The 25,252-nt window shown below is 70.1% G+C and carries 25 protein-coding genes; 13 read left to right on the top strand and 12 right to left on the bottom strand.

What is annotated here, in order from left to right:
* Positions 1-10: 10 nt before the first annotated feature.
* Positions 11-1,606 (bottom strand): MDR family MFS transporter, encoded by a 1,596-nt coding sequence (locus WT53_RS31420; RefSeq protein ID WP_034208376.1) that lies wholly within the window; start codon positions 1,604-1,606, stop codon positions 11-13.
* Between the two features lie 107 nt (positions 1,607-1,713).
* On the opposite strand from WT53_RS31420, the gene WT53_RS31415 reads away from it, so the two are divergent.
* The gene (locus WT53_RS31415) at positions 1,714-2,556 is read left to right on the top strand and encodes an EcsC family protein (RefSeq protein WP_034208377.1); all 843 of its coding nucleotides are present in this window, start codon (positions 1,714-1,716) and stop codon (positions 2,554-2,556) included.
* Here the strand turns inward: WT53_RS31415 and WT53_RS31410 are convergent.
* Both WT53_RS31410 and WT53_RS31405 read right to left on the bottom strand, forming a co-directional pair.
* Positions 2,526-3,488 (bottom strand): alpha/beta hydrolase, encoded by a 963-nt coding sequence (locus WT53_RS31410; protein WP_034208378.1) that lies wholly within the window; start codon positions 3,486-3,488, stop codon positions 2,526-2,528. The two genes, WT53_RS31415 and WT53_RS31410, sit on opposite strands and share 31 nt — an antisense overlap.
* A gap of 89 nt (positions 3,489-3,577) precedes the next feature.
* Positions 3,578-4,012: a CHRD domain-containing protein gene (locus tag WT53_RS31405; RefSeq protein ID WP_034208379.1), complete on the bottom strand. Its 435-nt coding sequence runs from the start codon at positions 4,010-4,012 to the stop codon at positions 3,578-3,580.
* Between the two features lie 505 nt (positions 4,013-4,517).
* On the opposite strand from WT53_RS31405, the gene WT53_RS31400 reads away from it, so the two are divergent.
* Positions 4,518-5,519 (top strand): hypothetical protein, encoded by a 1,002-nt coding sequence (locus WT53_RS31400; protein WP_060262699.1) that lies wholly within the window; start codon positions 4,518-4,520, stop codon positions 5,517-5,519.
* Positions 5,520-5,550: 31 nt separating this feature from the next.
* Here the strand turns inward: WT53_RS31400 and WT53_RS31395 are convergent, their stop codons facing one another.
* The 7 genes from WT53_RS31395 to WT53_RS31365 form a co-directional block, all read right to left on the bottom strand.
* Positions 5,551-6,324 carry a class II aldolase/adducin family protein gene (locus WT53_RS31395; RefSeq protein WP_060262697.1) on the bottom strand — a complete coding sequence of 258 codons (774 nt, stop codon included), beginning with the start codon at positions 6,322-6,324 and terminating at the stop codon, positions 5,551-5,553.
* A 247-nt stretch (positions 6,325-6,571) separates the two neighbouring features.
* Positions 6,572-8,194: a phospholipase D family protein gene (locus WT53_RS31390; protein ID WP_060262695.1), complete on the bottom strand. Its 1,623-nt coding sequence runs from the start codon at positions 8,192-8,194 to the stop codon at positions 6,572-6,574.
* 366 nt (positions 8,195-8,560) lie between these two features.
* Positions 8,561-9,322, bottom strand: coding sequence for a M48 family metalloprotease (locus WT53_RS31385; protein WP_034208383.1), 762 nt, complete (start codon positions 9,320-9,322; stop codon positions 8,561-8,563).
* Positions 9,323-9,526: 204 nt separating this feature from the next.
* The gene (locus tag WT53_RS31380; protein WP_034208384.1) at positions 9,527-10,309 is read right to left on the bottom strand and encodes a glycosyltransferase family 2 protein; all 783 of its coding nucleotides are present in this window, start codon (positions 10,307-10,309) and stop codon (positions 9,527-9,529) included.
* 125 nt (positions 10,310-10,434) lie between these two features.
* Positions 10,435-11,676 carry an endoribonuclease L-PSP gene (locus WT53_RS31375; protein WP_082727544.1) on the bottom strand — a complete coding sequence of 414 codons (1,242 nt, stop codon included), beginning with the start codon at positions 11,674-11,676 and terminating at the stop codon, positions 10,435-10,437.
* An 85-nt stretch (positions 11,677-11,761) separates the two neighbouring features.
* Complete coding sequence (gene fabG / locus WT53_RS31370) at positions 11,762-12,478, bottom strand: 3-oxoacyl-ACP reductase FabG (protein WP_060262691.1); 717 nt, start codon at positions 12,476-12,478, stop codon at positions 11,762-11,764.
* Positions 12,479-12,602: 124 nt separating this feature from the next.
* Positions 12,603-12,863, bottom strand: coding sequence for a phosphopantetheine-binding protein (locus WT53_RS31365; protein WP_034174668.1), 261 nt, complete (start codon positions 12,861-12,863; stop codon positions 12,603-12,605).
* 573 nt (positions 12,864-13,436) lie between these two features.
* Between WT53_RS31365 and WT53_RS31360 the strand changes: the two genes are divergently transcribed.
* The 10 genes from WT53_RS31360 to WT53_RS31315 all read left to right on the top strand — a co-directional run bounded on the left by WT53_RS31360 (position 13,437) and on the right by WT53_RS31315 (position 23,786).
* A complete protein-coding gene (locus WT53_RS31360) occupies positions 13,437-14,090 on the top strand; it encodes a membrane protein (RefSeq protein ID WP_034208386.1) in 654 nt (217 codons plus the stop codon).
* A 58-nt stretch (positions 14,091-14,148) separates the two neighbouring features.
* Positions 14,149-15,900: an acyl-CoA synthetase family protein gene (locus WT53_RS31355; protein WP_060262689.1), complete on the top strand. Its 1,752-nt coding sequence runs from the start codon at positions 14,149-14,151 to the stop codon at positions 15,898-15,900.
* Positions 15,897-16,874 (top strand): acyl-CoA synthetase, encoded by a 978-nt coding sequence (locus tag WT53_RS31350; protein WP_034208388.1) that lies wholly within the window; start codon positions 15,897-15,899, stop codon positions 16,872-16,874. Before WT53_RS31355 ends, WT53_RS31350 begins: the two co-directional genes overlap by 4 nt.
* Positions 16,871-17,512 carry an outer membrane lipoprotein carrier protein LolA gene (locus WT53_RS31345; protein WP_059780495.1) on the top strand — a complete coding sequence of 214 codons (642 nt, stop codon included), beginning with the start codon at positions 16,871-16,873 and terminating at the stop codon, positions 17,510-17,512. Before WT53_RS31350 ends, WT53_RS31345 begins: the two co-directional genes overlap by 4 nt.
* Entirely contained in the window at positions 17,512-19,977 is a 2,466-nt protein-coding gene (locus WT53_RS31340; protein ID WP_060262687.1) for an MMPL family transporter, read from the top strand. The genes WT53_RS31345 and WT53_RS31340 overlap by 1 nt, the downstream gene beginning before the upstream one ends.
* A complete protein-coding gene (locus WT53_RS31335; protein WP_034208391.1) occupies positions 19,974-20,858 on the top strand; it encodes a polysaccharide deacetylase family protein in 885 nt (294 codons plus the stop codon). The genes WT53_RS31340 and WT53_RS31335 overlap by 4 nt, the downstream gene beginning before the upstream one ends.
* A 63-nt stretch (positions 20,859-20,921) precedes the next feature.
* A complete protein-coding gene (locus WT53_RS31330) occupies positions 20,922-22,133 on the top strand; it encodes a beta-ketoacyl-[acyl-carrier-protein] synthase family protein (protein ID WP_034208392.1) in 1,212 nt (403 codons plus the stop codon).
* Positions 22,134-22,141: 8 nt separating this feature from the next.
* Positions 22,142-22,960 (top strand): beta-ketoacyl synthase chain length factor, encoded by an 819-nt coding sequence (locus WT53_RS31325; RefSeq protein WP_034208393.1) that lies wholly within the window; start codon positions 22,142-22,144, stop codon positions 22,958-22,960.
* Complete coding sequence (locus tag WT53_RS31320; RefSeq protein ID WP_034208394.1) at positions 22,957-23,460, top strand: hotdog family protein; 504 nt, start codon at positions 22,957-22,959, stop codon at positions 23,458-23,460. The genes WT53_RS31325 and WT53_RS31320 overlap by 4 nt, the downstream gene beginning before the upstream one ends.
* Positions 23,457-23,786 (top strand): hypothetical protein, encoded by a 330-nt coding sequence (locus tag WT53_RS31315; protein WP_034208395.1) that lies wholly within the window; start codon positions 23,457-23,459, stop codon positions 23,784-23,786. Before WT53_RS31320 ends, WT53_RS31315 begins: the two co-directional genes overlap by 4 nt.
* Before the next feature lie 107 nt (positions 23,787-23,893).
* On the opposite strand, the gene WT53_RS31310 is transcribed toward WT53_RS31315, so the two are convergent.
* Together WT53_RS31310 and phbB are read right to left on the bottom strand one after the other, a co-directional pair.
* Positions 23,894-24,100 (bottom strand): hypothetical protein, encoded by a 207-nt coding sequence (locus WT53_RS31310; protein ID WP_034208396.1) that lies wholly within the window; start codon positions 24,098-24,100, stop codon positions 23,894-23,896.
* Positions 24,101-24,206: 106 nt separating this feature from the next.
* Positions 24,207-24,950, bottom strand: a complete 744-nt coding sequence (phbB, locus tag WT53_RS31305) for an acetoacetyl-CoA reductase (RefSeq protein ID WP_034208397.1) — start codon at positions 24,948-24,950, stop codon at positions 24,207-24,209.
* 80 nt (positions 24,951-25,030) lie between these two features.
* On the opposite strand from phbB, the gene WT53_RS34385 reads away from it, so the two are divergent.
* Positions 25,031-25,252 (top strand): hypothetical protein (locus WT53_RS34385; protein ID WP_306453948.1); only part of this gene is annotated, 222 nt, incomplete at its 3' end.

Raw genomic sequence — 25,252 nt, 5'->3', positions numbered from 1 at the left:
ACCCGATCGGTCAATCGGCCGCGACGTGCGGTTCGATCTTGCGCCGCAGCGCGATCGGCGGCACACGGCGGCACTGCCATACCGACACCACGGCGACGAGCGCCGCCATCGCGACACCCAGGTGAATCGCGCCGACCAGCGATTCGCGGGCCGCTTCCAGCAGCAGCGCGCCATTATGCCCGGCACGCGTCAACTCCGCGACGAGACCGCCCTGCGCCGCGCGATCGATCAGGATCTGCGGATCGGCGAGCCGCGCGTGCCACTGCATCGCGTGGTCGGCCGACAGCGCGCTGCGCACGCCGCCCGAATACATCTGGTTGACGAGCGTGCCCGTGAGCGCGGTGCCGAGCATCCCGCCGACCATCCGCAGCGACTGCAGCAGCGCCGTCGCGATGCCGAGGTGCTCGCGGCCGGCCGTCTGCTGCGCGAACACGGTGAGGTTCGGCAGCACGAAGCCGAGCCCGATGCCGCCCGCGACCATCAGCGCCATCAGCATCCAGGCCGGCGTCGTGTGGGTCGCCACGACGATGCCCGCGCACGCGGTCGCGAACAGCACGAAGCCGACGTGCAGCATCGCGTTCGGATGGCGGATGCGCGTGACGACGCGGCCGTTCATGATGCTGCCGATCGTGATGAACACGACGAGCGGCGTGATCACGAGCCCGGCCTCCTTCGGCGACATCCCGAAGCCGCCCTGGAACAGCAGCGGCGCGTAGAACAGCAGCGAGAACATCGAGAAACCGGCGAGGATCGCCAGCACGAACAGCGCCGACAGCGCGCGATTGCCGAACATGTCGAACGGCAGGATCGGCTGCGCGCAGCGTTTCTCCCAGTGCCACAGGGCGACGCCGGCCGCGACCGCGACGACGAGCAGCAGCGACGCCCAGCTCGCGACGCCGTACTTCGGCAGCCATTCGACGAACAGTTGCAGCGCGCCGAGCGACAGCGCGATCAGCAGCGCGCCCGGCCAGTCGAGCCGCATCTTGCGATCGTGCTCGACGTGGCGCAGGTGCGGCAGGTAGCGCCACACGAAGATCAGCGACAGGATGCCGATCGGCAGGTTCACGTAGAACACGGAGCGCCAGCCGAACGACTGGGTCAGAAACCCGCCGAGCGACGGCCCGACCGCGTTCGCGATGCCGAACGCGGAACTCATCAGCACCTGCCAGCGCAGCCGCACGACGGAATCGGGGAACAGATCGGGAATGCACGCGAACGCGGTGCCGACCAGCATCCCGCCGCCGATCCCCTGCAGCCCGCGCGCCAGCACGAGGTACAGCATGTCGTTGGCCATCCCGCAAAGCACCGACGCGCCGGTGAACACGACGATCGACGCGATCACGAACGGCTTGCGGCCGTAGTAGTCGCCGAGCCGGCCGAAGATCGGCACCGTGATCACGGAACTGAGCAGGTACGAGGTCGCGACCCACGCGTACAGGTCGAAGCCGCGCAGTTCGGCGACGATGGTCGGCAGCGCGGTGCCGACGACCGTCTGGTCCAGCGCGACCAGCATGGTGACGAACGAGATCCCGATCATCGCCAGCAGCGATTCGCGGAACGGCAGGACTTGCCCGCTCGAATGGTGGGCGGCAGTATGGACGGCCATTTTTTGTCGATGCAACGTTTGCCGGGTCAAAGAATCTCAAAATTCTAGCATGCCGGAGTAATCTAGGCCGGCGATGGTTCAGGGCCTCGTTCACGCAAAGGAGAAAGATGGAACCGATTTCAATTACCCCCGCCGCGACGCTGTCGCCGGAGGATCGGGACGCGCTGCGGCGCGCGAAGCAGGTGCTGGAAAGCCCGTCGCTGACGATGAAGCTGACGGGTGTGCTCGGCGCGCCGGTCGAGAAAATGATCGCGCGGCTGCCGGATTTCGCGACCGGCAAGATCAACGATGCGACGCAGCTTGCGCTGCGCAAGTGCCTGAACATCGCGCTGCGCACGCTCGGCAAGCCGCCGTCGCCGGACGCCGAGCCCGAGAAGCCGAGCAACCTGCTGCACAAGCTCGCGGTCGCGACGACCGGCGCGGCGGGCGGCGCGTTCGGCTTTCTCGCGCTGCCGGTCGAGCTGCCGGTGACGACCACGCTGATCTTCCGCTCGGTGTGCGACATCGCGCGCAGCGAGGGCGAGAACCTGACGTCGGTCGATACGCAGTTGCAATGCCTGGCCGTGCTCGGCATGGGCGGCAACCCGGACAAACAGGAGGAGGACGCCGATCTCGGCTATTTCGTGCTGCGCGGCGCGCTCGCGCAGGCGATCTCGAAGGCGTCGTCGGACATCACGGCGAAAGGCATCGCCGCGCACAGCTCGGCGGCCGTGTTCAAGCTCGTGCAGACGGTGGCGTCGCGCTTCTCGGTGCAGGTGACCGAGCAGATGGCCGCGAAGTCGATCCCGGCGATCGGCGCCGTGCTCGGCGCGACCGTCAACACGCTGTTCATCGACCACTTCCAGCAGATGGCGCACGGCCACTTCACCGTGCGCCGGCTCGAACGCAAGTACGGCTCGGTGGCCATCAAGGCCGCCTATCAGGCGATCGACGCCTCGCCGACGCGCTGAACCGCGCGTTCGACCGCGACGCGGCGCAGAAATGCGGCCGCGCGATCGAGCGCGTCGCGCGCTTCCGGCACCATCGGCGCGTACAGCTGCCACACGTGCGGCATGTCGGGCCACACCTCGATCTCCACCGCCACGCCGGCCGCCTTCGCCTTCTCGGCGACGCGGCGCGAATCGTCGAGCAGCACCTCGGTGCTGCCGACCTGGATGTACAGCGGCGGCAGACCCGCCAGATCCGCATAGAGCGGCGATGCGTACGGATGGGTCGCCGGCTCGTCGCCGAGATACAGCTTCGCGGCCTTCGGCAGCGCCGCGGCCGCGAACATCGGATCGCGGCCGTCGTTGCCGCGCATCGTGTCGCCGGTACCGGCCAGGTCGGTCCACGGCGAGAACAGGATCGCGCCGGCCGGCAGCGGCTCGCCGCGATCGCGCAACGCGACGAGCGTCGCGAGCGCGAGGCCGCCGCCCGCCGAATCGCCGCCGAACACGATCGACTCGGGCGGCGTACCGAGCGCCAGCAGTTGCCGGTACGCGGCGAGCGCATCGTCGAGCGCGGCCGGGAAGCGGTTCTCGGGCGCGAGCCGGTAGTCGAGCGAGAACGAACACACGCCCGCGCGCTTCGTCAGGCCGAACACCAGCGGCCGGTGAGTTTTCGTCGAACAGAAGTAGTAACCGCCGCCGTGGAAATACAGCAGCGTGCGGCCGGGCCCGCGCGCCGCGCCCGCGTCGGTGCGTTCGAGCCATTCGCCGCGCAGCGGCGCGTCGCCGGCGCCGTAGCACGGGCGCAGCCGGTAGCCCGACGGCGCGCGGCGCGGCACGATCATCCGCAGGTCGGTAAAGCGCCGGGCACGCGCGGGGTCGAGCACCTCGCGCGTGGTTTCCGGACGAAACTGCCAGCGCAGCAGCCAGCACGCGAACTTGCTTTGCCAACTCATCGGGCGCACTCCGTCATCGCAATGTGACGATGGTACGTGCGAACGTTCCCGCATCGCTCGACAAGTGCCTCTATATCAAACGTCGGCACTCAGTTCGCCGGCATCACCTGGCCGCGGATCTCGCCGGACGGGTGTTCCTTCGTGTGAATATTGAAGTACCACTTGCCGCCCATCAGGTCGGTGACCTGCGCGTCGGTAAGTTCCTTCGACCCCTTGATCGGGCTCGTCAGCTCGTCCTTCGGAACCGGCACCTGCACGCCGGCGTTCTGGCCGACCGGCGCGGGCCCGTGGAAATGCGCGGCGGTGGCCGGCCCCGTGAGGTGTTCGTAAGTGACCGTCCACTGCAGCATGTGCGTGGCCGTGTCATAGGTGGCGGCGACGGTGCCCGAACCCTTGGTCGCCGTCGGCGGAACTTCGCTCGACGGCTGCAGACTGGCGGACAGGCGCACCGTTTCGGCGGTGGCGCTGCCGGCGGCCAGCACGCCCGCGCACAACGCGACCTGGAGCAAACGCAGCTTGAGCATGGATTCTCCTCGTACGACGTGGTACGCCGCCCGGGCGGCGGCGCGTCACTGGATGGTAGTCGATTGCGGTCGATCCGGGCAGCCTGCCGAAACCTGGAAGACACCTTTGCAGCATGCCCGCTGAATCCGTGCGCGGCCTTTCGCTACACTTCGTTTCACAGTTGCTTGTTTCCTTCGTCCGAAGGAGTCTGCGAGTATTCACGCGGCCGCCCGGCCGCGTTTTTTTTGCGCGCGTCCGGCGGCAAGCGGCATGCCGCGCACGAATGCGTCGCCTCCATCATGCTCCCTTCCCGCAATACCAAGTAGAACGAATCGTTTTTCGTCCCACGCGCGTCGCGATCGGCGCGCGTGCGGACGGTTGCCGAAATCGGACCGCGTACCGTGCAGGTTGTCACGATACGTGGAATACGTTATTGCGCGAACCCGGGTCGACACGTGTTTTCCCGCGCAGGAAAATGCCGCATGTCGTCGTGACTGGAAGTGAACCGTGCCGGCCCGTCTCCCGATGCCCTGCCCGCCCCGCCCCGTCCGTGTCCGCCCGCTGCTGGCCGGTCTCTGTTCCGTCGCCGCCTTCTACGGCGCGCCCGTCGACGCGCAGGAATTCTCGCTGTTCGCCGGCCAACTGTGGGGCGGCGGCCAACGCACGTATTCGTGGGCGTTCGATTACCAGGAAGGCTTGAGTCCGCACACCGCGCTCGGCTTCACGTGGTACAACGAAGGGCACATTCCGAATCACCACCGCGATGGCCAGGCGGTGCAGTTCTGGGGCCGCATGCCGCTCGAGAACCGCCGCCTCGTGCTGTCGGCCGGCGCGGGCCCGTATCGCTACTTCGACACGGTGCCGGCCGCCGAAGGCCGCGGTTACTCGAATACCCATGGCTGGGGCGTGCTGATGAGCGTGCGTGCCGCGTACTACACGTCGCACCGCTGGATCGCGCAGCTTCAGGTCAATCGCGCACAGGTGTTCAGTGGGCCCGACACGACGTCGGTGATGTTCGGCGTCGGCTATCAACTCGATGCGCCCGACACGCCGGGCCCGCGCGACACCGCGCTGCCGCGCACGCGCAAGGTCACGAACAACGAAGTCACCGCGATGCTCGGCGAAACGATTCTCAACAGCCGCTCGTCGCCGTCGACGCTCGGCGGCAGCGTCGAATACCGGCGCGGGCTCACGCGTTCGATCGACTGGACCGCGACGTGGATGTACGAAGGCGCGAAGCAGGCGGTCCGCCGCAACGGGATCGCGTCCGAGCTGTGGCTCACGCGCGCGTTCCTGAACGACAAGGTCACGCTGTCGGCCGGCGCCGGCGCGTATTTCACCGTCAACCAGCGCAACCGCGAAGGCCAGCCGGGCCCGGGCGACGGCCGGCTCTCCGGCATCGTCTCGATCTCGGCGAGTTACCGGATCTCGCAGCGCTGGCTCACCCGCATCACGTGGAACCGCGTGGTCACGCGCTACGATCGCGACACCGACGTGATCCAGGCCGGCCTCGGCTACCGGTTCTAGCCGGGCGCACGCGTCGGGCGCCCCGCTCGCGTCACGCGCGATAGCCCGGATCGATCCGGTCGACGATCCGCTGCAGCGCGTCGAACGCGTCCTGTCCCGCGCCATGCTTCGGATCGAAATTCAGCGAATCGCGCACGCACCCTTCGAGCACGGACGGCGCAATCGGCAGCGCCTCGCCGATCGCATGCGTCGCGATCTGCACCTCGCACGCGCGATTGAGCAGCCACATCAGCGAGAACGTCTGCGCGAGCGTGGCGCCGATCGTCACGGGCCCGTGGTTGCGCAGCAGCAGCACGGGCCGCCCGCCCGCGCTCTCGACGATGCGCCGGCCCTCCTCGAGATGCACGGTGATGCCTTCGAAGTCGTGATACGCGATCTTCCCGTACAGCTGCGCCGAATAGAAATTCGAGAACGACAGGCCGTCGCGCGAACAGCACACGGCCATCGTCGGCGTCGTATGCACGTGCATCACGCAGTGCGCATCGGGCAGCGCCGCATGGATCGCGCTGTGGAACGTGAAGCCGGCCGGATTGATCGGCCAGTCGGCATGGCCGATCACGTTGCCGTCGATGTCGATCTTCACGAGGTTCGACGCGCACACCTCGCGGTAATGCAGCCCGAACGGGTTGATCAGGAAATGGCCGTCCTCGCCCGGCACGCGCAGCGAGATATGGTTGTAGATCAGCTCGGTCCAGCCGAGGATGTCGAAGATGCGGTAGGCGGCCGCGAGCTGCACACGCGCCTGCCATTCGGCTTCGGAGCAGCGCGCGGGACGCGTGAACGGCTGGTTCGGTACACGTTGCATGGGGAACTCCGGTTGCGGGGGGCGCGCGGCCCCGGGCGAGTGGCGGTGCGCATCGTCCATCGTCCTCCGGCGCCGCGCGCCGTGCGTGTCGCGCACGTGCGGCGGTACGTCGTCCGGCGCCGTTCCGGCCCGCATTGTTCGACGGGGTCCGCGGCGCCTTTCACGATCGACATATCGTTGCGTACACAACCATATCATCTTTCCCCGCGCACCGGTATCGCGGGTTTTGCCGGAGCCGTTCCCGCCCTTACAACTGGTCGTCGACCGGCAGCAGCGTGAAGATGCCCGTCATCACGTTGCGCAGCAGCCCGGCATGCGGGTCGACGTGATAGGTGGTGAGCTGACCGCCTTCGGTGCCCGTCCATTCGAGCGCCGGCGGGCTGCCGTCGGTCCGCGTCGCGAGCGTGACGCGATAGCTTTCGTCCGGCTGCGTCACGCGCGCGAAGATCGCCGCGGCCTGCTGCGCGAGCACCGGGCTGTGGATCACGAGCGCGAGTTCGGTGTTCAGGTGCGCGGAACGCGGGTCGAGGTTCAGCGAGCCGATCACGAGAATCTGCCGGTCGATCACGTACGCCTTCGCATGCAGGCTCGCGCGCGAGCGCGAGCCGAACAGCCGCGCGGGCTGCTGGTCCGGCTGCGACTTGAATTCGTACAGCTCGACGCCGCGCTGCAGCAACGGCACGCGATACGGCGCATAGCCAGCCTGCACCGCGACCGCGTCGGTCGCCGCGAGCGAATTCGTCACGATCGCGACGCGCACGCCGCGCGCGGCCGTGTCGCCGAGGATTTTCACGCCGGCGTCGTGCGGCACGAAGTACGGCGAAAACGCGAGGAATTCCTTCTGCGCGCCGCGCGTCAGCTCGGCCAGCCGCTGCATCGGCGGGCTCACGTACGTGCCGGTCGGCTGCGCGACCTTGGTCGGCGCATCGACCTTGAATTCGGCCGGCGCCCATACGAGCTCGAGCTCGTCGCGCGCGATCTGCCCTGCAAGCGGCGTCGCGTTCAGCGGCTTCGCGTTGTACGGATCGGCATTCTTGCGCCAGTGATCGCGTAGCTCGTCGCGCATCGCGTCGAGATCCTTCGGATCGAACGTCTGATGATTGAGCGCACGCAACGGATAGCTGCTCGCGCTCGCCCAGTAGTCGTCGAAGCTCTTCGAGATGTCGTGCGTCACGGGGCCGGCCGCCAGCACGTCGAGATCGCGGAACTGCAGCGTCGGGCTCGCACTGAAGTATTCGTCGCCGAGATTGCGGCCGCCGACGATCGCGAGCTGGTTGTCGGCGATCATCGCCTTGTTGTGCATCCGTCGCGTGAAACTGTCGATCCGCGTGAAGAAGTTGGCCGTACGCTCCATCACGCCGCGCTGCGATGCGCCGAACGGGTTGAACACGCGGATCTCGATGTTCGGGTGCGTGTTCAACGCGGCCATCACTCGGTCGATATCCTTGAAGTTCAGGTCGTCGACCAGCATCCGCACGCGCACGCCGCGATCGGCCGCGTACAGCGCCGCGGCGAGCAGCAGCTTGCCGGTCGTGTCCTCGGTCGCGATGTAGTACTGCATGTCGAGCGTCTTCGTCGCCGCACGCGCGAGCGCGATGCGCATCTGCAACGCGGTGGCGCCGTCGGCCAGCAGCCGGAAGCCCGACTGCCCCGGATGCGCGGCTGCCGGCGCGGCCAGCGCATCGCGCAGCGGCGTCGCGGTATCGGCCGGCAACGCGTGGGACGCGGGACGATCGAGCGAAGTGGCGGGCGGATGCGTCGCGCACGCAGCGAGCGGCAGCAGCGCGCAGACGATCAGCGCGCGGGCCTGGCGGCATGCGGCGCGCCACGATAGCGCGGCCGGTGCGCGCCGGATCAAGGACGTGAGCACGGAAGCTTCCTCGACAGTCGGATCAATGGGCACGTCATCGCCGCGGCGCGCGGCTGACAGGCGGTTCCGGTCGATTCTAGTGGGCGCCCGACGAAGCGGTCAATTGGGCCGGGCCGCGCAGGCCGGGCCGCGCAAGCCGGGCCGCGTAGGCCGGGCCGTGCACCCTACAGTTTCGCGTCGGTCGCGGCCTCGACGGCCGCGTCGTCGTTCGCATGCGCGGAGATGGTGCCGCAAGCGGCAACGTGCATGCCGAAAAAACAAAAAACCCACGCCCGAACGAGCGTGGGTTTTTCATTTCGCGTGCCGATCGCCTGCGTCGACGACCGGCGATCCGTTGCGCAATCGGCCGCGGGATCGGTTGCGGAATCAACTGCCTTTTGCGATGCGATCCTGGATGTGCTGCGCACGGCTCGCCGACGACGGATGCGAACTCATCATCGAGCTCTGGCCGCCATCCATCTGCGCGAGCTTCTGGAAGCCGGTGACGAGGCCCTTCTGGCTCATGCCCTTCTGCTTCATCAGGTCGAACGAGTAGTCGTCCGCCGCGCTTTCCTGCGACTGCGAGAACTGCGCGTTGATGAACTTCTCGGTGATGTCGCCGAGCTGCGAGCTCGACAGCGCCGCCACGCCCGGCGATGCGGCGCCGGCCGCGCTGCGCGCCGCGCTCACGGCGTACGCCGTCTGCATCGCCTTCTTCGAGTGACCGAGTGCGACGTGGCCCATTTCATGGCCGATCACGCCGCGCAGCTCGTCGTCGTTCATCATGTCCATCAGGCCGCTGTACACGCGCACGCAGCCGTTGCCCATCGCCCACGCGTTGACGTCCTTGGTCAGGTAGACCTTGTAGTTGATCTTCTGGCCGTTCAGCGTCATGTCGCCGAAGCCCTTCATCACCTTCGTCAGGCGCTTCGCGTATGCGCTGTTCGGCGGCGCGATCTTCGATTCGGCGTCGCTCGACTTGCACGATTCGTTCGACAGCGCGGCGATGTCGCTGTCCGACAGCGTCGCCGCCTTGTACAGGTTGGTCCCCGCCGACGCCAGGCTGTTCGCGTCGAGGCTCTGTACCCCGCCGCAGGCGCTCAACAGAAACGCCACGCCACACGCCGCCACCGCTTTCTTGAGTTGCATCCCGGAATCCCTCGATAGTTGTATTTGGGAGCGGCGATTTTGCATAATCCGGCAGAAAATTACCAGATGTTTACATCGTATGACACGTTCATTACGCAGCGGATCGAAATGACACGGCGATCCGACACCATATTGACGACAAAAAGCGCGGCAATCGCCGCACGCCGGGGCGGCGAGCGGGAGGGAAAACGGGCGGGCCTTCGCTCAGGCCGTCTGGTCGCGGCGCCGCGTCAGACGGCGCGCGACCAGCATCGGTAGCCGCATCGCGAAGCCGGTGAAAAGACGCAAGTGCATCCACGCGAGCAGCGCGTTGTCGCGGCCATAGTGAAAGTGCGACACGCCGCCTTCGTGGCGGCCGAAATAGCGCACCGGCGCGTCGATGCGGATCGGGCGCACGCCGGCCCAGCACAGCCGCACGGCCGCTTCGGGATCGAAGTCGAAGCCGCGCATCCACGGCTGGCGCCGCATGATCGCCGCCAGCGGCGCGACCGGATAGACCCGAAAGCCGTACAGCGAATCGCCGATCCCGGCCCACAGCGTCTCGAGGTCGGCCCACGCGTTCGACAGCCGGCGCCCCTGCACGCGCAACTGCGGCGCGCTCGCATCGAACTTCGGCACGCCGAGCACCATCGCGTCGGGCGCGGCCTGCGATGCCGCCATGAAAGCGGGGATCAGGTCGGCCGGATGCTGGCCGTCGGAATCCATCGTCAGCACGTGCGTGAAGCCGCTCGCGGCGGCCGCGTCGAGCCCCGCGAGCACCGCGGCGCCCTTGCCGCGATTCTCCGGCAGCACGATCACGCGCAAGCCGGGATCGCGCTCGGCCATCGCCTGCAGCCGTTCGGCGCTGCCGTCGGTGCTGCCGTCGACGACGACCCACACCGGATTCCACTGCTCGCGTGCCTGGCGCACGGTCGTGTCGACCTTGGCGCCCGGGTTGTAGCTGGGAATCAGGACGAGATGAGTGGACGACGCGTGCAGCTTGGACATGGGAACAGCCGAGGGCGAAGACGGGGATCCTGACAAAAGTGTATGACGTGCCGACGACCGCCGACACGCGTCGTCGACACCGGCCGCATGCCGGACCGGCTGCCGGATCGTGAGGCTCTCGCGCTTCATGACAGCCACTCCGCGACATGGCCGGCGCTGGCCTCGATCTCGACCAGCAGGTCGTCGCGACAGACGTCCGCGTGAACGAACAGCGGCCGCACGTGAGGACCGGCCGCCTCGCGCAGCACTTGGCCGATCGCGGCGAGCGCCGCGGTATCGCCGGCATCGCGCACGTAGACGCGATAGCTCAGGTCGGCGAGCGAGAACGGGCCGTGCCCCTGCCGCGCGGCCTGCTCGAGCACCGCCGCGAGGTTCGCGACCGTCTCGCGCGTCTGCGCGACGACGTCGCCGCGATGCACGGTGCGATGCCCGACGATGCTCGCGGTGCCCGATACGAACAGCAGCGGCGTCGCGTCGCCGTCCGCCCACGCGGCGGCGCGCGCGAACGTCGGCGCACGCGGGCCGTACTGCGCCGGATAGTGATACGCGCTGACCTGGCGCGGATTCTCGACGGAATCGGCCGGCGTTCGGCTCGCGAGGAAGTAGATCGCGAGCGGCGCGGCCGGCGACGCGTCACCCGCGACCGGCACGACCGAGCCGAGCGCGCACGCGGCCGGCACGCTGCCCGTCAATGCACGGCGGCACGCGTCGAACGCACGCTGACGGCCGATGTTGAACTGACGGTAGCGCTCGATCCCGTCCTGCACCGCATTGATCGCCGGCACGGTATTCCAGATCCGCAGCGGATGCGGCATGCCGAGCGTATCGAGCAGGTCGAACAGCGCGCGGTACGCGTCGAACGTCGCGCGTTCGAGCGGCGTGCCGCCGTCGCGCGGTGCGTCGCATGCTGCGTCCGTCTCGTGCACGACGAGGCTGCCGAACACGAGCCCCGCCGCTTCGCTGTAGCGATAGCGCAGCGCGCCGCGCCGCGCGCTGCGCAGGTCGTGCGCAGTGCATTGCCACAGTTCGCAGACGGCATCGCCCGGCGCGACCTCGGCGCCGAGCAGCGCCATCTGCACCGGCGCGACCGGCAGGCCGGGCGCGGCATCGGTCAGCATCCGTGCCATCGCCTCCGCGTGCGACTCGTCCGGCGTTCCGGTTGCGCCGATACACACCGCGCCCAGTATGCCGGGAAACGCGCGCTCGAGTCCGTCGCCGCCGCGGTGCGCTTCGTGCAGCAGCGCGACGAGCCGCGCGTGGCTCATCCGGACGAACCGCAGCGCGTGGCCGTCGCCGTGCGCGAACGGCGCGGCGGCGGGCAACGGGGAACACGGGCGCCGTTCGGCGTGGACTGGATGCACGGACACTTCGATTTCCTCACTACTAGATGGCGCCGCCCGACACCGCGGCCCTGCACCGCGTTGCGCTACGTCAGGCCGACGCGGCGCTTCGTCATGCGAGCCCGCCGTTGACGGACAACACCTGCCCCGTCACATAGGCCGCGGCGTCGGACACCAGATACGCGACCATCGCCGCGACTTCGTCGGGCCGGCCCGCGCGTTGCGCGGGCACGAGCTGCTTGACCCGTTCGGCGGGAAACGCCTGTTCGGCCATCGGCGACGCGATGATGCCGGGCGCCACCGCGTTCACGGTGATGCCGCGCGACGCGAGCTCCAGCGACAGCGACTTCGTCGCGCCGATCAGCCCCGCCTTCGCGGCCGCGTAGTTGGCCTGCCCGCGATTGCCGGTCACGCCGGCCACCGATGCGATGTTGACGATCCGTCCGCGCCGCGTGCGGATCATCGGCAGCAGCAGCGGCTGCGTGACGTTGAAAAAGCCGTTGAGCGTCACGTCGATCACGCTGTGCCATTGCCGGCGCGACATGCCGGCCATCGGCGCGTCGTCGTGAATGCCCGCGTTGTTGACGAGGATCTGCACCGGCGCATCGTCGACGAACGGCTGCAGCGCGGCGAGCGTCGCATCGGCGTCGGTCACGTCGAACGCGATCGCGTGCGCGGCGCCGCCGGCCGCGACGATCTGCTGCGCGACGGCCTGCGCCTGCGCGAGATGGCGGTTCGCATGCACCCATACTTCATGGCCGGCTTGCGCGAGCGCCGTGCAGATCGCCTGCCCGAGCGCGCCGCTGCCGCCCGTCACGAGCGCCCGCATCGAATGGCTCCGTTCATTGCGTTGTCACCTCGATCGACGCGGCCGCGCATCGTCCTTCGCGCGTCGCCGCATGCCGTCTTCGCCGTTGCGCCGCGCCCGTGCGCGACGCCCGTGCGCGACGCCGTCACTTCGTGCGATGCGCGGCGACGTAGGCAGCCAGCGCACCGAGCGTCGCAAAGATCGTCTGGTTGTCCGGATTGTCCGAGCGCAGTTCGAAGCCGTATTTCTTCGAAATCAGCAGCGCGATTTCCAGGATGTCGATGGAATCGAGCCCGAAACCTTCGCCATACAGCGGGGTATCGGCCGTCACCGTGTCGAGCGGGACGTCTTCGAGATTCAGTTCGCCGATGATCAGCGTGGCGAGCTCTTGTTCCAGTGCGTTCATCATGCGTGCGTGCAGGCGGCCCGCGGCAGCGGGAGGCGCCCGGAAACGGCAAGCCGTCGTGCACGCCCGGCGCGTGCGAATCTCCGTCCCTCCGGCCTCTGCCGGCTTCCCCGCCTGCGTCGTTTGGGGATCGTTTGTAAAAGTTACGCGGATTCTAGACGAAGGGTATCGGGCCGTATACCGCGAATGGTTACAAGACTGGCGAGCCGCCGCAGCGGCCCGTTTCGAACGCGAATGCACGAGACGCTTGAGCCGCTTTGGACGGAAATGGACCGACCCCGCAAAATCGTTCGTCCGGTGCCATACAATCGGTTACAAAACCCGGTCGCGGCCGCCCCGAACCCGCGCTGCCGCGGCCCTAAAATGAGCGTGCCCGACCACCGGCCCGGACCCGCGTCCCGGCCACCATTCATATGATGTTTCGACGGCCCGCCCGCGCGTTCCGTCCACGATTCGCCCGATGTCTCCAGTGATACCGCGTCCGCCCTTGCGCTCCGTTCCGGTTCGCCCGCCCGTCAGCCGCCGCAGCCCGGCCGCCGGCCGACGTGCGCGCCGCGCCGCCGGAGGCCGCCGATGAGCCGGCTGCTGCCCGTCGTGCGCGGCGTCGCGGCGATCGGCGCCGTGGCCGCCTACCAGGCCGGCGCGCATTACGCGAGCGCAACGCCCGGCGCGCACGGCTTCGGCCTCGCGATGGCGCTCGTGCCGCCGCTGCTGCTCGCGCTGGGCGCGGCGTGGCGCTCGCCGCGGCGCGCCTGGCTCGTACCGGCATGGCTGCTGGCCGCCGCCGCGCTGTGGGCCGCGCGCGCCCCGCTCGCGCGGCACTTCGAATGGGGCCTGTATCTGGAGCACGTGAGCTTCAACGTCGCGATGGCGCTGCTGTTCGGCCGCACGCTCGCGGCCGGCGACGTGCCGCTGTGCACGCGCTTCGCGGCGATGATCCACGGCACGGTCACGCCGGCCGTCGCGCGCTACACGCGGCGGATCACGCTCGCATGGGCGTTGTTCTTCGTCGCGATCGCCGCCGTGTCGACGCTGCTGTTCGCGACCGCGCCGATCGTGACGTGGTCGACCTTCGCGAACTACCTGTCGCTGCCGCTCGTCGCCGTGATGTTCGCCGCCGAGCATGCGTGCCGGCGTGTCGCGCTGCCGCACGAGCCGCGGCCGCGCATGATCGACGCGGTGCGCGCGTATCGCGCGTCCGCCCACGCCACGCAGGCCTCGCAATGAATTCATGACCGGCGCGGCCCCACGGCCGCGCGGCCTTCGTCCCCGTCTTGACCGATTTATGCCGACTCACCCGCTGGTATTCCATGCCTCGCCCGACCAGACGATCGCCTGGCGCGACGGCTCGCCCGTCACCGTGCGCGCATTCGTCGCCGACGTCGCGCGCGTAGCCGCCGCGCTGCCCGCGGGCGGCCACGTGTTCAACGTGTGCCGCGACCGCTATCGCTTCGCGGTCAGCCTGTGCGCAGCGCTCGTCGCCGGCAAGATCAGCCTGCTGCCGTCGACGCACACGCCGGAAATGGTCCGCCAGCTTGCGTCGTTCGCGCCCGATGCGTTCTGCCTGCACGATGCGCCCGATTGCACGATCGATCTGCCGCGCTTCGCGTATCCCGATGCCGCGCCCGGCGAACGCGCGAGCGACGCGCCGTTCGCCGTCCCGCAGATCGACGCGGCGCGGATCATGGCCTACGTGTTCACGTCCGGCTCGACCGGCGCGCCGGTGCCGCACCGCAAGACCTGGGGCTTCCTGGTCGGCTGCGTGCACGCGGCGGCCGATCGCCTCGGGCTGCTCGATGGCCGCGCGGCCACGCTGATCGGCACGGTGCCCGCGCAGCACATGTACGGCTTCGAATCGACGGTGCTGCTCGCGCTGATCGGCGGTCTCGCGTTCAGCAATCGCCAGCCGTTCTACCCGGGCGACATTCGCGACGAACTCGACGCGATCCCGCAGCCGCGCGTGCTCGTCACGTCGCCGATCCACCTGCGGGCGCTGCTGTCGGCCGGTCATGCGCTGCCGCGCGCGGCGCTGGTGCTGTCGGCCACCGCGCCGCTGTCGGAGAAGCTCGCGTGCGAGGCCGAGGCCGCGCTCGACGCGCCGCTCGTCGAGATCTACGGCAGCACCGAGACCGGCCAGATCGCGACCCGTCGCACGTCGCAAGGCGCGGCGTGGGAACTGTTCCCGGATATCCGGCTCGACGCCCGCGACGCCCCGGACGGCGACGACAGCGGGCCGACGGTCTGGGTATCGGGCGGACACGTCGAGGCGCCCGTGCCGATGGGCGATGCGCTCGAACTGCTCGGCGGCGGCCGGTTCCTGCTGCACGGCCGCAAGGCCGATCTCGTCAACATCGCCGGCAAGCGCACGTCGCTCGCGTACCTGAACCATCAGCTCAACGCGATTCCCCAGGTGGTCGACGGCGTGTTCTTCATGCCCGACGAAGCTGCGCCCGCACAGGGCGACACCGCCGTCGAGCCGGTCACGCGCCTCGTCGCGCTGGTCGTCGCGCCGACGCTCGCGGCCGCCGATCTGCAACGCGCGCTGCGCGAGCGGATCGATCCCGCGTTCATGCCGCGCCCGCTCGTGTTCGTCGATGCGCTGCCGCGCAATGAAACGGGCAAGCTGCCGCGCGACGTACTGGCCGCGCTCGTGGCGCAACATGCGCGTGGCGCGGGCACGACGGCCGCGCCGCCGGCCGAACACGACCCGGCCGGCACGCCCGTGCTCGCGTTCACGATCGCCGCCGACCATCCCGCGCTGCCCGGCCACTTCCCCGGCCATCCGGTCGTGCCCGGAGTCGTGCTGCTCGATCACGCGATCCACGCGATCGGCGCGGCGCTGAACCGTCCGCTGCATGCGTGGCGGCTCGGATCCGCGAAATTCCTGAGCCCGGTCGCGCCCGGCGAAGCGCTCGCGCTCGCGTACGACGCCGCGGCCAGCGGCGCGATCCGCTTCACGGTGCGCGCCGGGTCGCGCGAGGTCGCGACCGGCGTGCTGTCCGCACCGCCGCCCGCGCAGGAAGGCGCGCAACCATGAAGCGCACCGCGTGGGCCGAGCGCCAGGAGCGCAGCAACGCGGGCTTGCTGCGCGCGATGACGTGGATTTCGCTGCGCTTCGGCCGGCAGCGCGCGCGCATCGTGCTGCACCTGATCGCGACGTATTTCGTGCTGTTCTCGCCGGTCGCGTGCGCGGCGTCGCGCGACTACCTGCGCCGCGTGCTCGGCCGCCCCGCGCGCTGGCGCGACGTGTACCGGCACGTGTTCACGTTCGCGGCGACGATTCACGATCGCATCTACCTGATGAACGGGCGCTTCGACCTGTTCGACATCCGGTTGCACGGCGAGACGCTCGTCGACGACGCGCTCGCGGGCGGTCGCGGCGCGTTCCTGATGGGCGCGCACCTCGGCAGCTTCGAGGTCGTGCGCGCGATCGGCCGCACGCATCCGGACCTGCGCGTGGTCGTCACGATGTACGAGAAGAACGCGCGCAAGATCAACGCGACGCTCGCCGCGGTGAACCCGGCCGCGCAGCCGGAAGTGATTCCGCTCGGGCAGGTCGACTCGATGCTGAAGGTGCGCGAGCGCCTCGACGCGAACTGCATGGTCGGCATGCTCGCCGATCGCACGCTGCTCGACGACGCGGCCGCGTCACTGCGACGCTTGCCGCTGCTCGGCGCGCCGGCCGCGTTCCCGCTCGGCCCGCTTTACATGGCCGCGATGCTGAAGCGCCCGGTGATCTTCATGACGGGCCTTTATCGCGACGACAACCGCTACGACGTGCATTTCGAGACGCTCGCCGATTTCTCAGACGTGCGGCGCGACGCGCGTGCGGCGGCGGTCGATGCGGCACTCGCGCGCTACGTCGCGCTGCTCGACAAATACTGCCGCATGGCGCCGTACAACTGGTTCAACTATTTCGATTTCTGGCAAGACGGCGATGCCGCGGCCGCGCGCCGCGACGCGGTGCGCACCGGCGCCGACCTGCCCGCCACGAGGGATTCCGACGCATGACCGCCGTTCGCCGCCGCCCGTTCCCGTTCTCGTTTTCGTTGCCCCACGTCGCCCGCGTGCTCGTCGCCGGCGCCGCCGCGATTGCGCTGGCCGCGCCCGCGCACGCGGCCGACGCCGGACCGGCGTGGAGCCTCGACCGGCTGATGTCGACGCTCGCGCAGCACAAGTCGGGCCGCGCGACCTTCACCGAGACGAAGACCTTGTCGATCGCCGCGCAGCCGATCGAATCGTCGGGCGAGCTGGTGTTCGTCGCGCCCGACCACCTTGAAAAACACACGCTGAGCCCGAAGCCCGAACACCTCGTCGTCGACGGCGACATGCTCACCGTCGAGCGCAACAACCGCAAGTACACGCTCGCGCTCGCGCGCTATCCGGAGCTCGGCGCGTTCATCGACAGCATCCGCGCGACGCTCGCCGGCAACCGCTTCGCGCTCGAGCAGGTGTACAAGGTCGCGCTTTCCGGACGCGGCGACGACTGGACGCTGACGCTCACGCCGCTCGACTCGCGGATGCTGAAGGTCGTCAGCACGATCACGCTCGACGGCACGCGCGACGTGTTGCGCAGCGTCGCGATCCGGCAGGCCGACGGCGATCGTTCGGTGATGCGCCTGCACCCCATCGCGGCGGACGCGAACTGATGGACGATCGCACGCGCCCCTCTCCCGTCGCGCGCCGCGTGCCCGCGTGGCGGCAGCGCGCGGTGCTCGTGTGGCTGCTCGCGCTCGTCGTGTGCGGCGTCGCGATCGGGCGCGCGCACTTCACGGCCGACCTGTCCGCGTTCCTGCCGAATGCGCCGAGCGCCGGGCAACGCGTGCTCGTCGACCAGTTGCGCGACGGCATCGTGTCGCGCCTGATCCTCGTCGCGATCGACGGCGGCGATGCGAGCACGCGCGCCGCGCTGTCGCGGCGCGTCGCCGACACGCTGCGCGCCGATCCGCAGTTCGCGGCCGTGCACAACGGCGCAGCCGCGAACGACGCGCGCGACCGGCAATTCATCTTCGATCACCGCTATCTGTTGAGCCCGGCCGTCACGCCGCAGCGCTTCAGCGCCGACGGCCTGCACCGGGCGCTCGGCGACAGCCTCGACCTTTTGAGTTCGTCGGCCGGCCTCGTCGCGAAAGCGATGCTGCCGCGCGACCCGACCGGCGAAGTCGCCGCGCTCGTCGACGGCCTCGACCGCGCGGCCGAACCGGCGAGCCGCGACGGCGTGTGGGCGTCGCGCGACGGCACGCGCGCGGTGCTGGTCGTCCAGACGGCCGCCGCCGGCTCCGATACCGATGCGCAGGCACGCGCGATCGACACGGTGCGTCGCGCGTTCGCCGCCGCGAAACGGGCCATCCCGAATGCAGCGGCCACCACGCTCGCCATGACGGGCCCCGGCGTGTTCTCGGTCGACACGCGCGACACGATCCGGCACGACGTCGAACGGTTGTCGACGGCAAGCGTCGTGCTGATCGTCGCGCTGCTGCTCACGCTGTACCGTTCGCCGCGCACGCTCGCGCTCGGCCTGCTGCCGGTGCTGACGGGCGTCGCGGCCGGGATCGCGGCGGTCGGCGTCACGTTCGGCACGGTCCACGGGCTGACGCTCGGGTTCGGCACGACGCTGATCGGCGAAGCCGTCGACTATTCGATCTACCTGTTCGTGCAATCGGCGCAGGCCGGCACGCGCGGCGCCACGCGCTCGGCCGACGCGACGCGCGCGTGGGTCGCCGCGTACTGGCCGACGATCCGGCTCGGCGTGCTGACGTCGGTGTGCGGATTCGTGTCGATGCTGTTCTCCGGATTCCCGGGCCTCGTGCAGCTCGGGCTCTATTCGATCGTCGGGCTGACGGCCGCCGCGCTCGTCACGCGCTTCGTGCTGCCGCACCTGCGCGGCGAGCATGTCGCGATCCGCGACGTCTCGCGCGTCGGCGCCGTACTCGCGCGCGCGGCCGACGCCGCGCCGCGGCTGCGCTGGCCGCTCGCGGTGCTCGCGGTCGCCGCATGCGCGACCCTCGCGCTGCATCGCGACAACCTGTGGAGCCGCGAGCTCGCCGCGCTCAGCCCGGTTCCGGCGGCAGCGCAGGCGCTCGACGCACGGCTGCGCGCGGATGTCGGCGCGCCCGACGTGCGCTACCTCGTCGTGATTGCCGCGCCGACCGAACAGGCCGCCCTCGAAGGCGCGGAAAAAGTCGCCGCGCAATTGCAGCCGCTCGTCGACCGGGGCACGCTCGGCGGTTTCGAAAACCCCGCCCGCTACCTGCCGAGCGACGCCGCGCAGCGCGCGCGCCGGGCGAGCCTGCCGGATGCGGACGCGCTTGCCGCACGGATGCGCGACGCCGTCGCGCACCAGCCGATCGCGGTGAAGCCCGACCTGTTCGCGCCGTTCCTCGCCGACGTCGACGCCGCGCGTCACGCACCGCTGCTGACGCGCGCGGACCTGCACGGCACGTCGATGGCGCTCGCCGTCGATGCGCTGCTGACCGAACGCGACGGCCGCTGGAGCGCGATGCTGCCGCTGCGTGCGCCGGACGCGGCCCGCACCGCGCAGCCGGCGTCGGGCCTCGATGCCGCGCCGATTCGCGCCGCCGTCGCGCGCGCGGGCCTGCCCGATGCGCTGTTCGTCGACATGAAAACCGAAGCCGATCGGCTGTACGTGAGCTATGTGCACGAGGACATCCGGTTGTCGCTCGCCGGGTTCGCCGCGATCGCCGTGCTGCTGATCGCGCTGCGCTCGCCGCGCCGCGCGGTGCGCGCCCTCGCGCCGCTCGTCGCGGCCGTGCTGGTCGTGACGGCCGGCTTCGCGCTCGCCGGCGTACAGCTGACGATCCTGCATCTCGTCGGGATGCTGTTGATCGTCGCGGTCGGCTCGAACTACGCGCTGTTCTTCTGCCGGCGCGACGACACGCAGCCCGTCACGCCGTACACGCTGGTGTCGCTGCTGATCGCGAACCTCGCGACGGTCGCCGGCTTCGGGCTGCTCGCGCTGTCGCGCGTGCCGCTGCTCGAAACCTTCGGGCTGACCGTCGGCCCCGGCGCGATGCTCGCGCTCGCGTTCGCGGCGATTCTCGCGCCGCGCGCCGCGCCGGCGCTCGGCAATTGTGAACGAGGAGGCCGCGCATGAATGCGCCGTCGTCGACTCCACCGCACCCCGCCGGCGACGCGCGGCGCTGGAAACCCACGCCGCTGATCGCGGGCGCCGCCGCGCTGCACGCCGGCGCGGCCGCCGCCGCGATCGCGCAACCGGCCACGTGGCCGTGGGCCGTCGGCGGCGTGGTCGCGTCGCATCTCGCGCTGACGGCGGCCGGCCTGTGGCCGCGCAGCACGCTGCTCGGTCCGAACTGGACGCGCCTGCCGCCCGGCGCGGGCCGCCGCATCGCGCTGACGATCGACGACGGCCCGGACCCGGACGTCACGCCGCGCGTGCTCGACCTGCTCGACCGTTACGACGCGCGCGCGACGTTCTTCTGCATCGGCGATCTCGCGCGCCGCCATCCGCGCTGGATCGAGGCGATCGTCGCACGCGGCCATGCGGTCGAGAACCACAGCCAGCGGCACCGCCATACGTTCTCGCTGTCGGGGCCGGCCGTGCTGCGACGCGAAATCGCGGCCGCGCAGCAGACGCTGACCGACGTCGCCGGCACGCGCCCGCTGTTCTTCCGCGCGCCGGCCGGCCTGCGCAATCCGTTTCTCGAACCGGTGCTGTGCGAACTCGGCCTGCAACTCGCGAGCTGGACGCGACGCGGCTTCGATACGCGTGCGCACGACGCCGCGACCGTCACGCGCCGCCTGCTGCACGGCCTCGATGCGCGCGACATCCTGCTGGTCCACGACGGTCATGCGGCGCGCGACGCGCGCGGCGAACCGATCGTGCTCGACGTGCTGCACGAAGTGCTGCGCGCGGCCGCCGATGCGCAGCTGCACTGGACCACCTTGCGCGCGGCGCTCGCGCCCGAACCGTCCGGCCAGCCGGGCGTTCCGGCACCCCCGTTTGATAAAATCTGACCTCGAACGGCGCGCCCGCCAGCCCTGCTGCAGCGCCCGTTCCGGTCATCGGAAGCGACCCTCGTGAAACCTCTCCTGCTCTCGCACTTCACCGCCACCAGCTGCATCGGGCGCGGCCTCGACGCGGCCCTCGATGCGCTGCGCCACGCCCGTGGCGGACTCGTGCCGTGCAACTTCGAGCGTGCGGACCTCGACACGTGGATCGGCGCGGTGGACGGCGTCGATGCGCACCCCGTGCGCGCCGATCTCGCCGACTTCGAATGCCGCAACAACCGCCTCGCGCAACTCGGCCTGACGCAGGACGGCTTCGGCGCACGCGTCGCGGCGGCCGTCGCGCGCTACGGCGCCGCACGCGTCGGCGTGTTCGTCGGCACGAGCACGGCCGGCATCCTCGAAACCGAACGCGCGTACCGGCGCCGCGATCCGGCGAGCGGCGCGCTGCCGGCCGACTTCCGCTACGCACACACGCACAACCCGTATTCGCCGGCCGCGTTCGTGCGCGCGTATTTCGCGCTGCGCGGGCCGGCGATGGCGATCTCGTCCGCGTGCTCGTCGGGCGCGAAGGTGTTCGGCTCCGCGCGCCGCATGATCGAAGCCGGGCTGATCGACGCGGCCGTCGTCGGCGGCGTCGATTCGCTGTGCCTGACCACGCTGTACGGCTTCAATTCGCTCGAACTGCTGTCGCGCCGGCCGTGTCGGCCGTTCGACGTCGCGCGCGACGGCATCTCGATCGGCGAGGCCGCCGCGTTCGCGCTCGTCGAGCGCGTCTCCGCCCCGCCCGCCGCGCTCGACGGCGACGCGATCCTGCTGCTCGGCATCGGCGAATCGAGCGACGCGCACCACATGTCGTCGCCGCATCCGGAAGGGCTCGGCGCACGCACCGCGATCGAGCAGGCGCTCGCGTCCGCCGGCCTCGGCCCGGACGATATCGACTACGTGAACCTGCACGGCACCGCGACGCCGAGCAACGATGCAGCGGAAAGCCGTGCGGTCGGCGCGCTGTTCGCCCGCACGCCGTGCAGCTCGACGAAAGGGGCGACCGGCCACACGCTCGGCGCGGCCGGCGCGCTGGAGGCGATCGTCGCCGCGCTCGCGCTGCGCGAGCAGTTCGTGCCGGCCGGCGTCAACACGACGCAGCCCGACCCGGCGCTCGCAGCCGATTACGTGCTCGCGAGCCGCGACACGCGCGTGCGCGCCGTCCTCTCCAACTCGTTCGGCTTCGGCGGCACGAACTGCAGCCTGATCCTCGGCCGCGCCGATCACGCCCGCCGTTGAGGCCCGCCATGACCCTGACCGCCTTCATCGAAAGCATCGGCCTCGTCGGGCCGGGATTGAACGACTGGCCGCACGCGGCCGACGTGCTCGCAGGCCGCGCGCCCTATGCGCCCGCCCGCACCGAGCTGCCGCCGCCGGCCGGCCTGCCGTCCGCCGAACGGCGTCGCACCGGCCCCGTCGTGCGCGCCGCGCTCGCGGCCGGCCACGAAGCGGTGGCCGCGAGCGGCCGCGACGCCGCGACGCTCGCGACCGTATTCAGCGCATCCGGCGGCGACGGCCAGAACTGCCACGCGATCTGCGAAACGCTGGCCGGCGACGATCGCCAGCTGTCGCCGACCCGCTTCCACAACTCGGTGCACAATGCCCCGGCCGGCTACTGGAGCATCGCGACCCGCTCGACGGCGACGTCGAACGTCCTGTGCGCGCACGACGGCAGCTTTGCCGCCGGCCTGCTCGAAAGCCTGTGCCAGGTCGTCGTCGATCGCGTGCCGAGCCTGCTGATCGCGTACGACACCGACTATCCGGAACCGCTGCGCACGGTGCGGCCGATCGACGACGCGTTCGGCGTCGCGCTCGTGCTTGCACCGCAAGCAAGCGAGCGCACGCTCGCCCGCATCGACGTGCAGCTCACCGATGCACCCGCGACCACGCTCGCCGATACCGGACTCGACGCACTGCGCGCCGGCAATCCGGCCGCCCGCGTGCTGCCGCTGCTCGATGCGCTCGCCGCGCGGCGGTCGACGCGCGTCGTGCTCGACTATCTGGCCGATACGCGCGTGCAGGTCGACGTCGCGATGCCCGAACCCGTCGCGGAGCACGCGTCATGACCGCAACGGCCGTCTTGACCCCGCCGCTCGACCATGCGTGGATTGCCGCGCACATTCCGCACGCCGGCACGATGTGCGTGCTCGATTCGGTCGATGCGTGGGACGCCGAACGAATCCGCTGCACCGCGACGAGCCACCGCGATCCGCACAACCCGCTGCGCGCGCACGGGCGGCTCGCGTCGGTCTGCGGCATCGAATACGCCGCGCAGGCGATGGCCGTGCACGGCGCGCTGCTCGGCGCGCACGAAGCGCGCCCGCGGGTCGGCTATCTCGCGAGCGTGCGCAACGTCGACGCGTTCGTCGACCGGCTCGACACCGTCGAGCAACCGCTCACCGTCGACGCGCAACGCGTGAGCGGCGACGGCCGCTCGGTCCTGTACGGCTTCGCGCTGCGCTGCGGCGAGCGCGTGCTGCTGTCCGGCCGCGCGGCGGTGATGCTCGACGCATCGGCCGCCGGCGCGTTTCAACCGGCCCCTGCCGGCCACACGAATCCTCGATGAAGAGGCTTACCTCAAGGAAACCGGTCGTGAAAGTTCGTCAGTTCATTGGCGCCGCGCTCGTTTCGGCGCTGCTCAGCCCGCTCGCGCACGCGGACATGTCGGAAGTGAAGCAGGACATCAAGCGCGATTCGAAGGAAGCCGCGCACAAGACCGGCGACGCGGCGCGCAGCTTCGGCCACGCGACCGCGAGCGCCGCGAAGGCGGTCGGGCACGGCGTCGCCCATGCGTCGCGCGAAGGCTGGGAAGCCACCAAGCGCACGACGAAGCGGATCTTCCACAAGAACGACGCGGGCGAGTCGGCGGGAAAAAGCCAGAAGAACGACTGATCGCGCGTCCCGCGCGCGTTGCCGACGGCATGCGCGCGGGACTCGGCCACTCACCGGTCGCTTACCGGCCCCGGTCGCTCGCCGATCGCGACGCGCCAGCACCGCCGTCAGCGGGCGCCGCGCATGCGCCGTAGCGGCCTCGCTGGCCTGCGCGCGAAGCACTTGCCGTACGCGACCAGCCAGCAATCGCGATGATCGAAGTTCCGCAGCAGCCGCGCGCGGCGCCGCTCGAGCCAGTAGAGCGAGATCGCCATCGCCAGCGCGACGGCCAGCGCCGCGCCGCCGATCACGAGTCCCATCCAGGTGTCGCCCATGCGTTCTCCGGAATGCAAGGCCGAAGCGGCGCCTGCCGCCGCTCCGGCGCGGGATAGTGGGGAACGCGGCCTGCACGACTTCGAACGCCGTGCGGGCCGCCGCGCGTCAAAGCATGTGCTGACCGCCGTTGATCGCGATGTTGGAGCCCGTCACGAAGCCGGCCTCCTCCGAGCACAGGTAGGCCACCAGCGCCGCGACTTCCTCGGGCTTGCCGAGCCGACCCGCCGGAATCTGCGGGAGGATCTTCGTGTCGAGGATGTCCTGCGGGATCGCGGTGACCATCTTCGTCGCGAGATAGCCCGGCGACACCGTGTTCACCGTCACGCCCTTGCGCGCGACCTCGAGCGCGAGCGACTTCGTGAAGCCGTGCATGCCGGCTTTCGCGGCCGCGTAGTTGGTCTGGCCGACCGAACCCTTCGAGCCGTTCACCGACGAAATGTTGACGATGCGGCCCCAGCCGCGCTCGACCATGCCGTCGCACACCGGCTTCGTCATGTTGAACACGGAGTCGAGGTTCGTGCGGATCACCGCGTCCCAGTTGACCTTGTCGAGCTTGCGCAGCGTCATGTCGCGCGTGATGCCTGCGTTGTTCACGAGAATGTCGACCGGGCCGACGTCCCGCACGATCTTCTCGATGCATTGCCGGCACGAGTCGTGATCGGCCACGTCCACCGGGTACGCATGGAACGCGCGGCCGGCCGCATGCATCTCGGTCAGCCAGCGGTCCGCGTTGGCGTTGTTCGGCGAATACGTGACGACTACCCGGTGACCCGCGTCGTTCAACCGGATGCTGACCGCTTCGCCGAGGCCGCCCATCCCACCTGTCACAACTGCAATTCGCTTAGTCATCCTATTAATTACCGACAAAAAAATGTAATCGATGAAAGGCCGGGCGACGGCATCGCACATGCGGCCGCCCCGCCGCTTCGATGCGCATCCGCCCGCGTCGCGGGCGCGACACGCACCGGCACCTCGCGCGTATCGTCGACTGCCTGTCTTGCGCGAAAACCGCCCGGCTCACCCGCGGCGCCCACCTGCGCCGCAAGCGAACCGTACCGTCACCCCGCTCAGGCGCGCTCGACCGCGAGCGCGACGCCCATCCCGCCGCCGATGCACAGCGACGCCAGCCCGCGCTTCGCATCGCGCTTGAC

This window comes from Burkholderia sp. MSMB2157WGS (genome assembly GCF_001532755.1).
In the GTDB taxonomy this organism is placed as follows: Bacteria; Pseudomonadota; Gammaproteobacteria; order Burkholderiales; family Burkholderiaceae; genus Burkholderia.
This window is presented reverse-complemented; position numbering and strand designations above follow the sequence as displayed.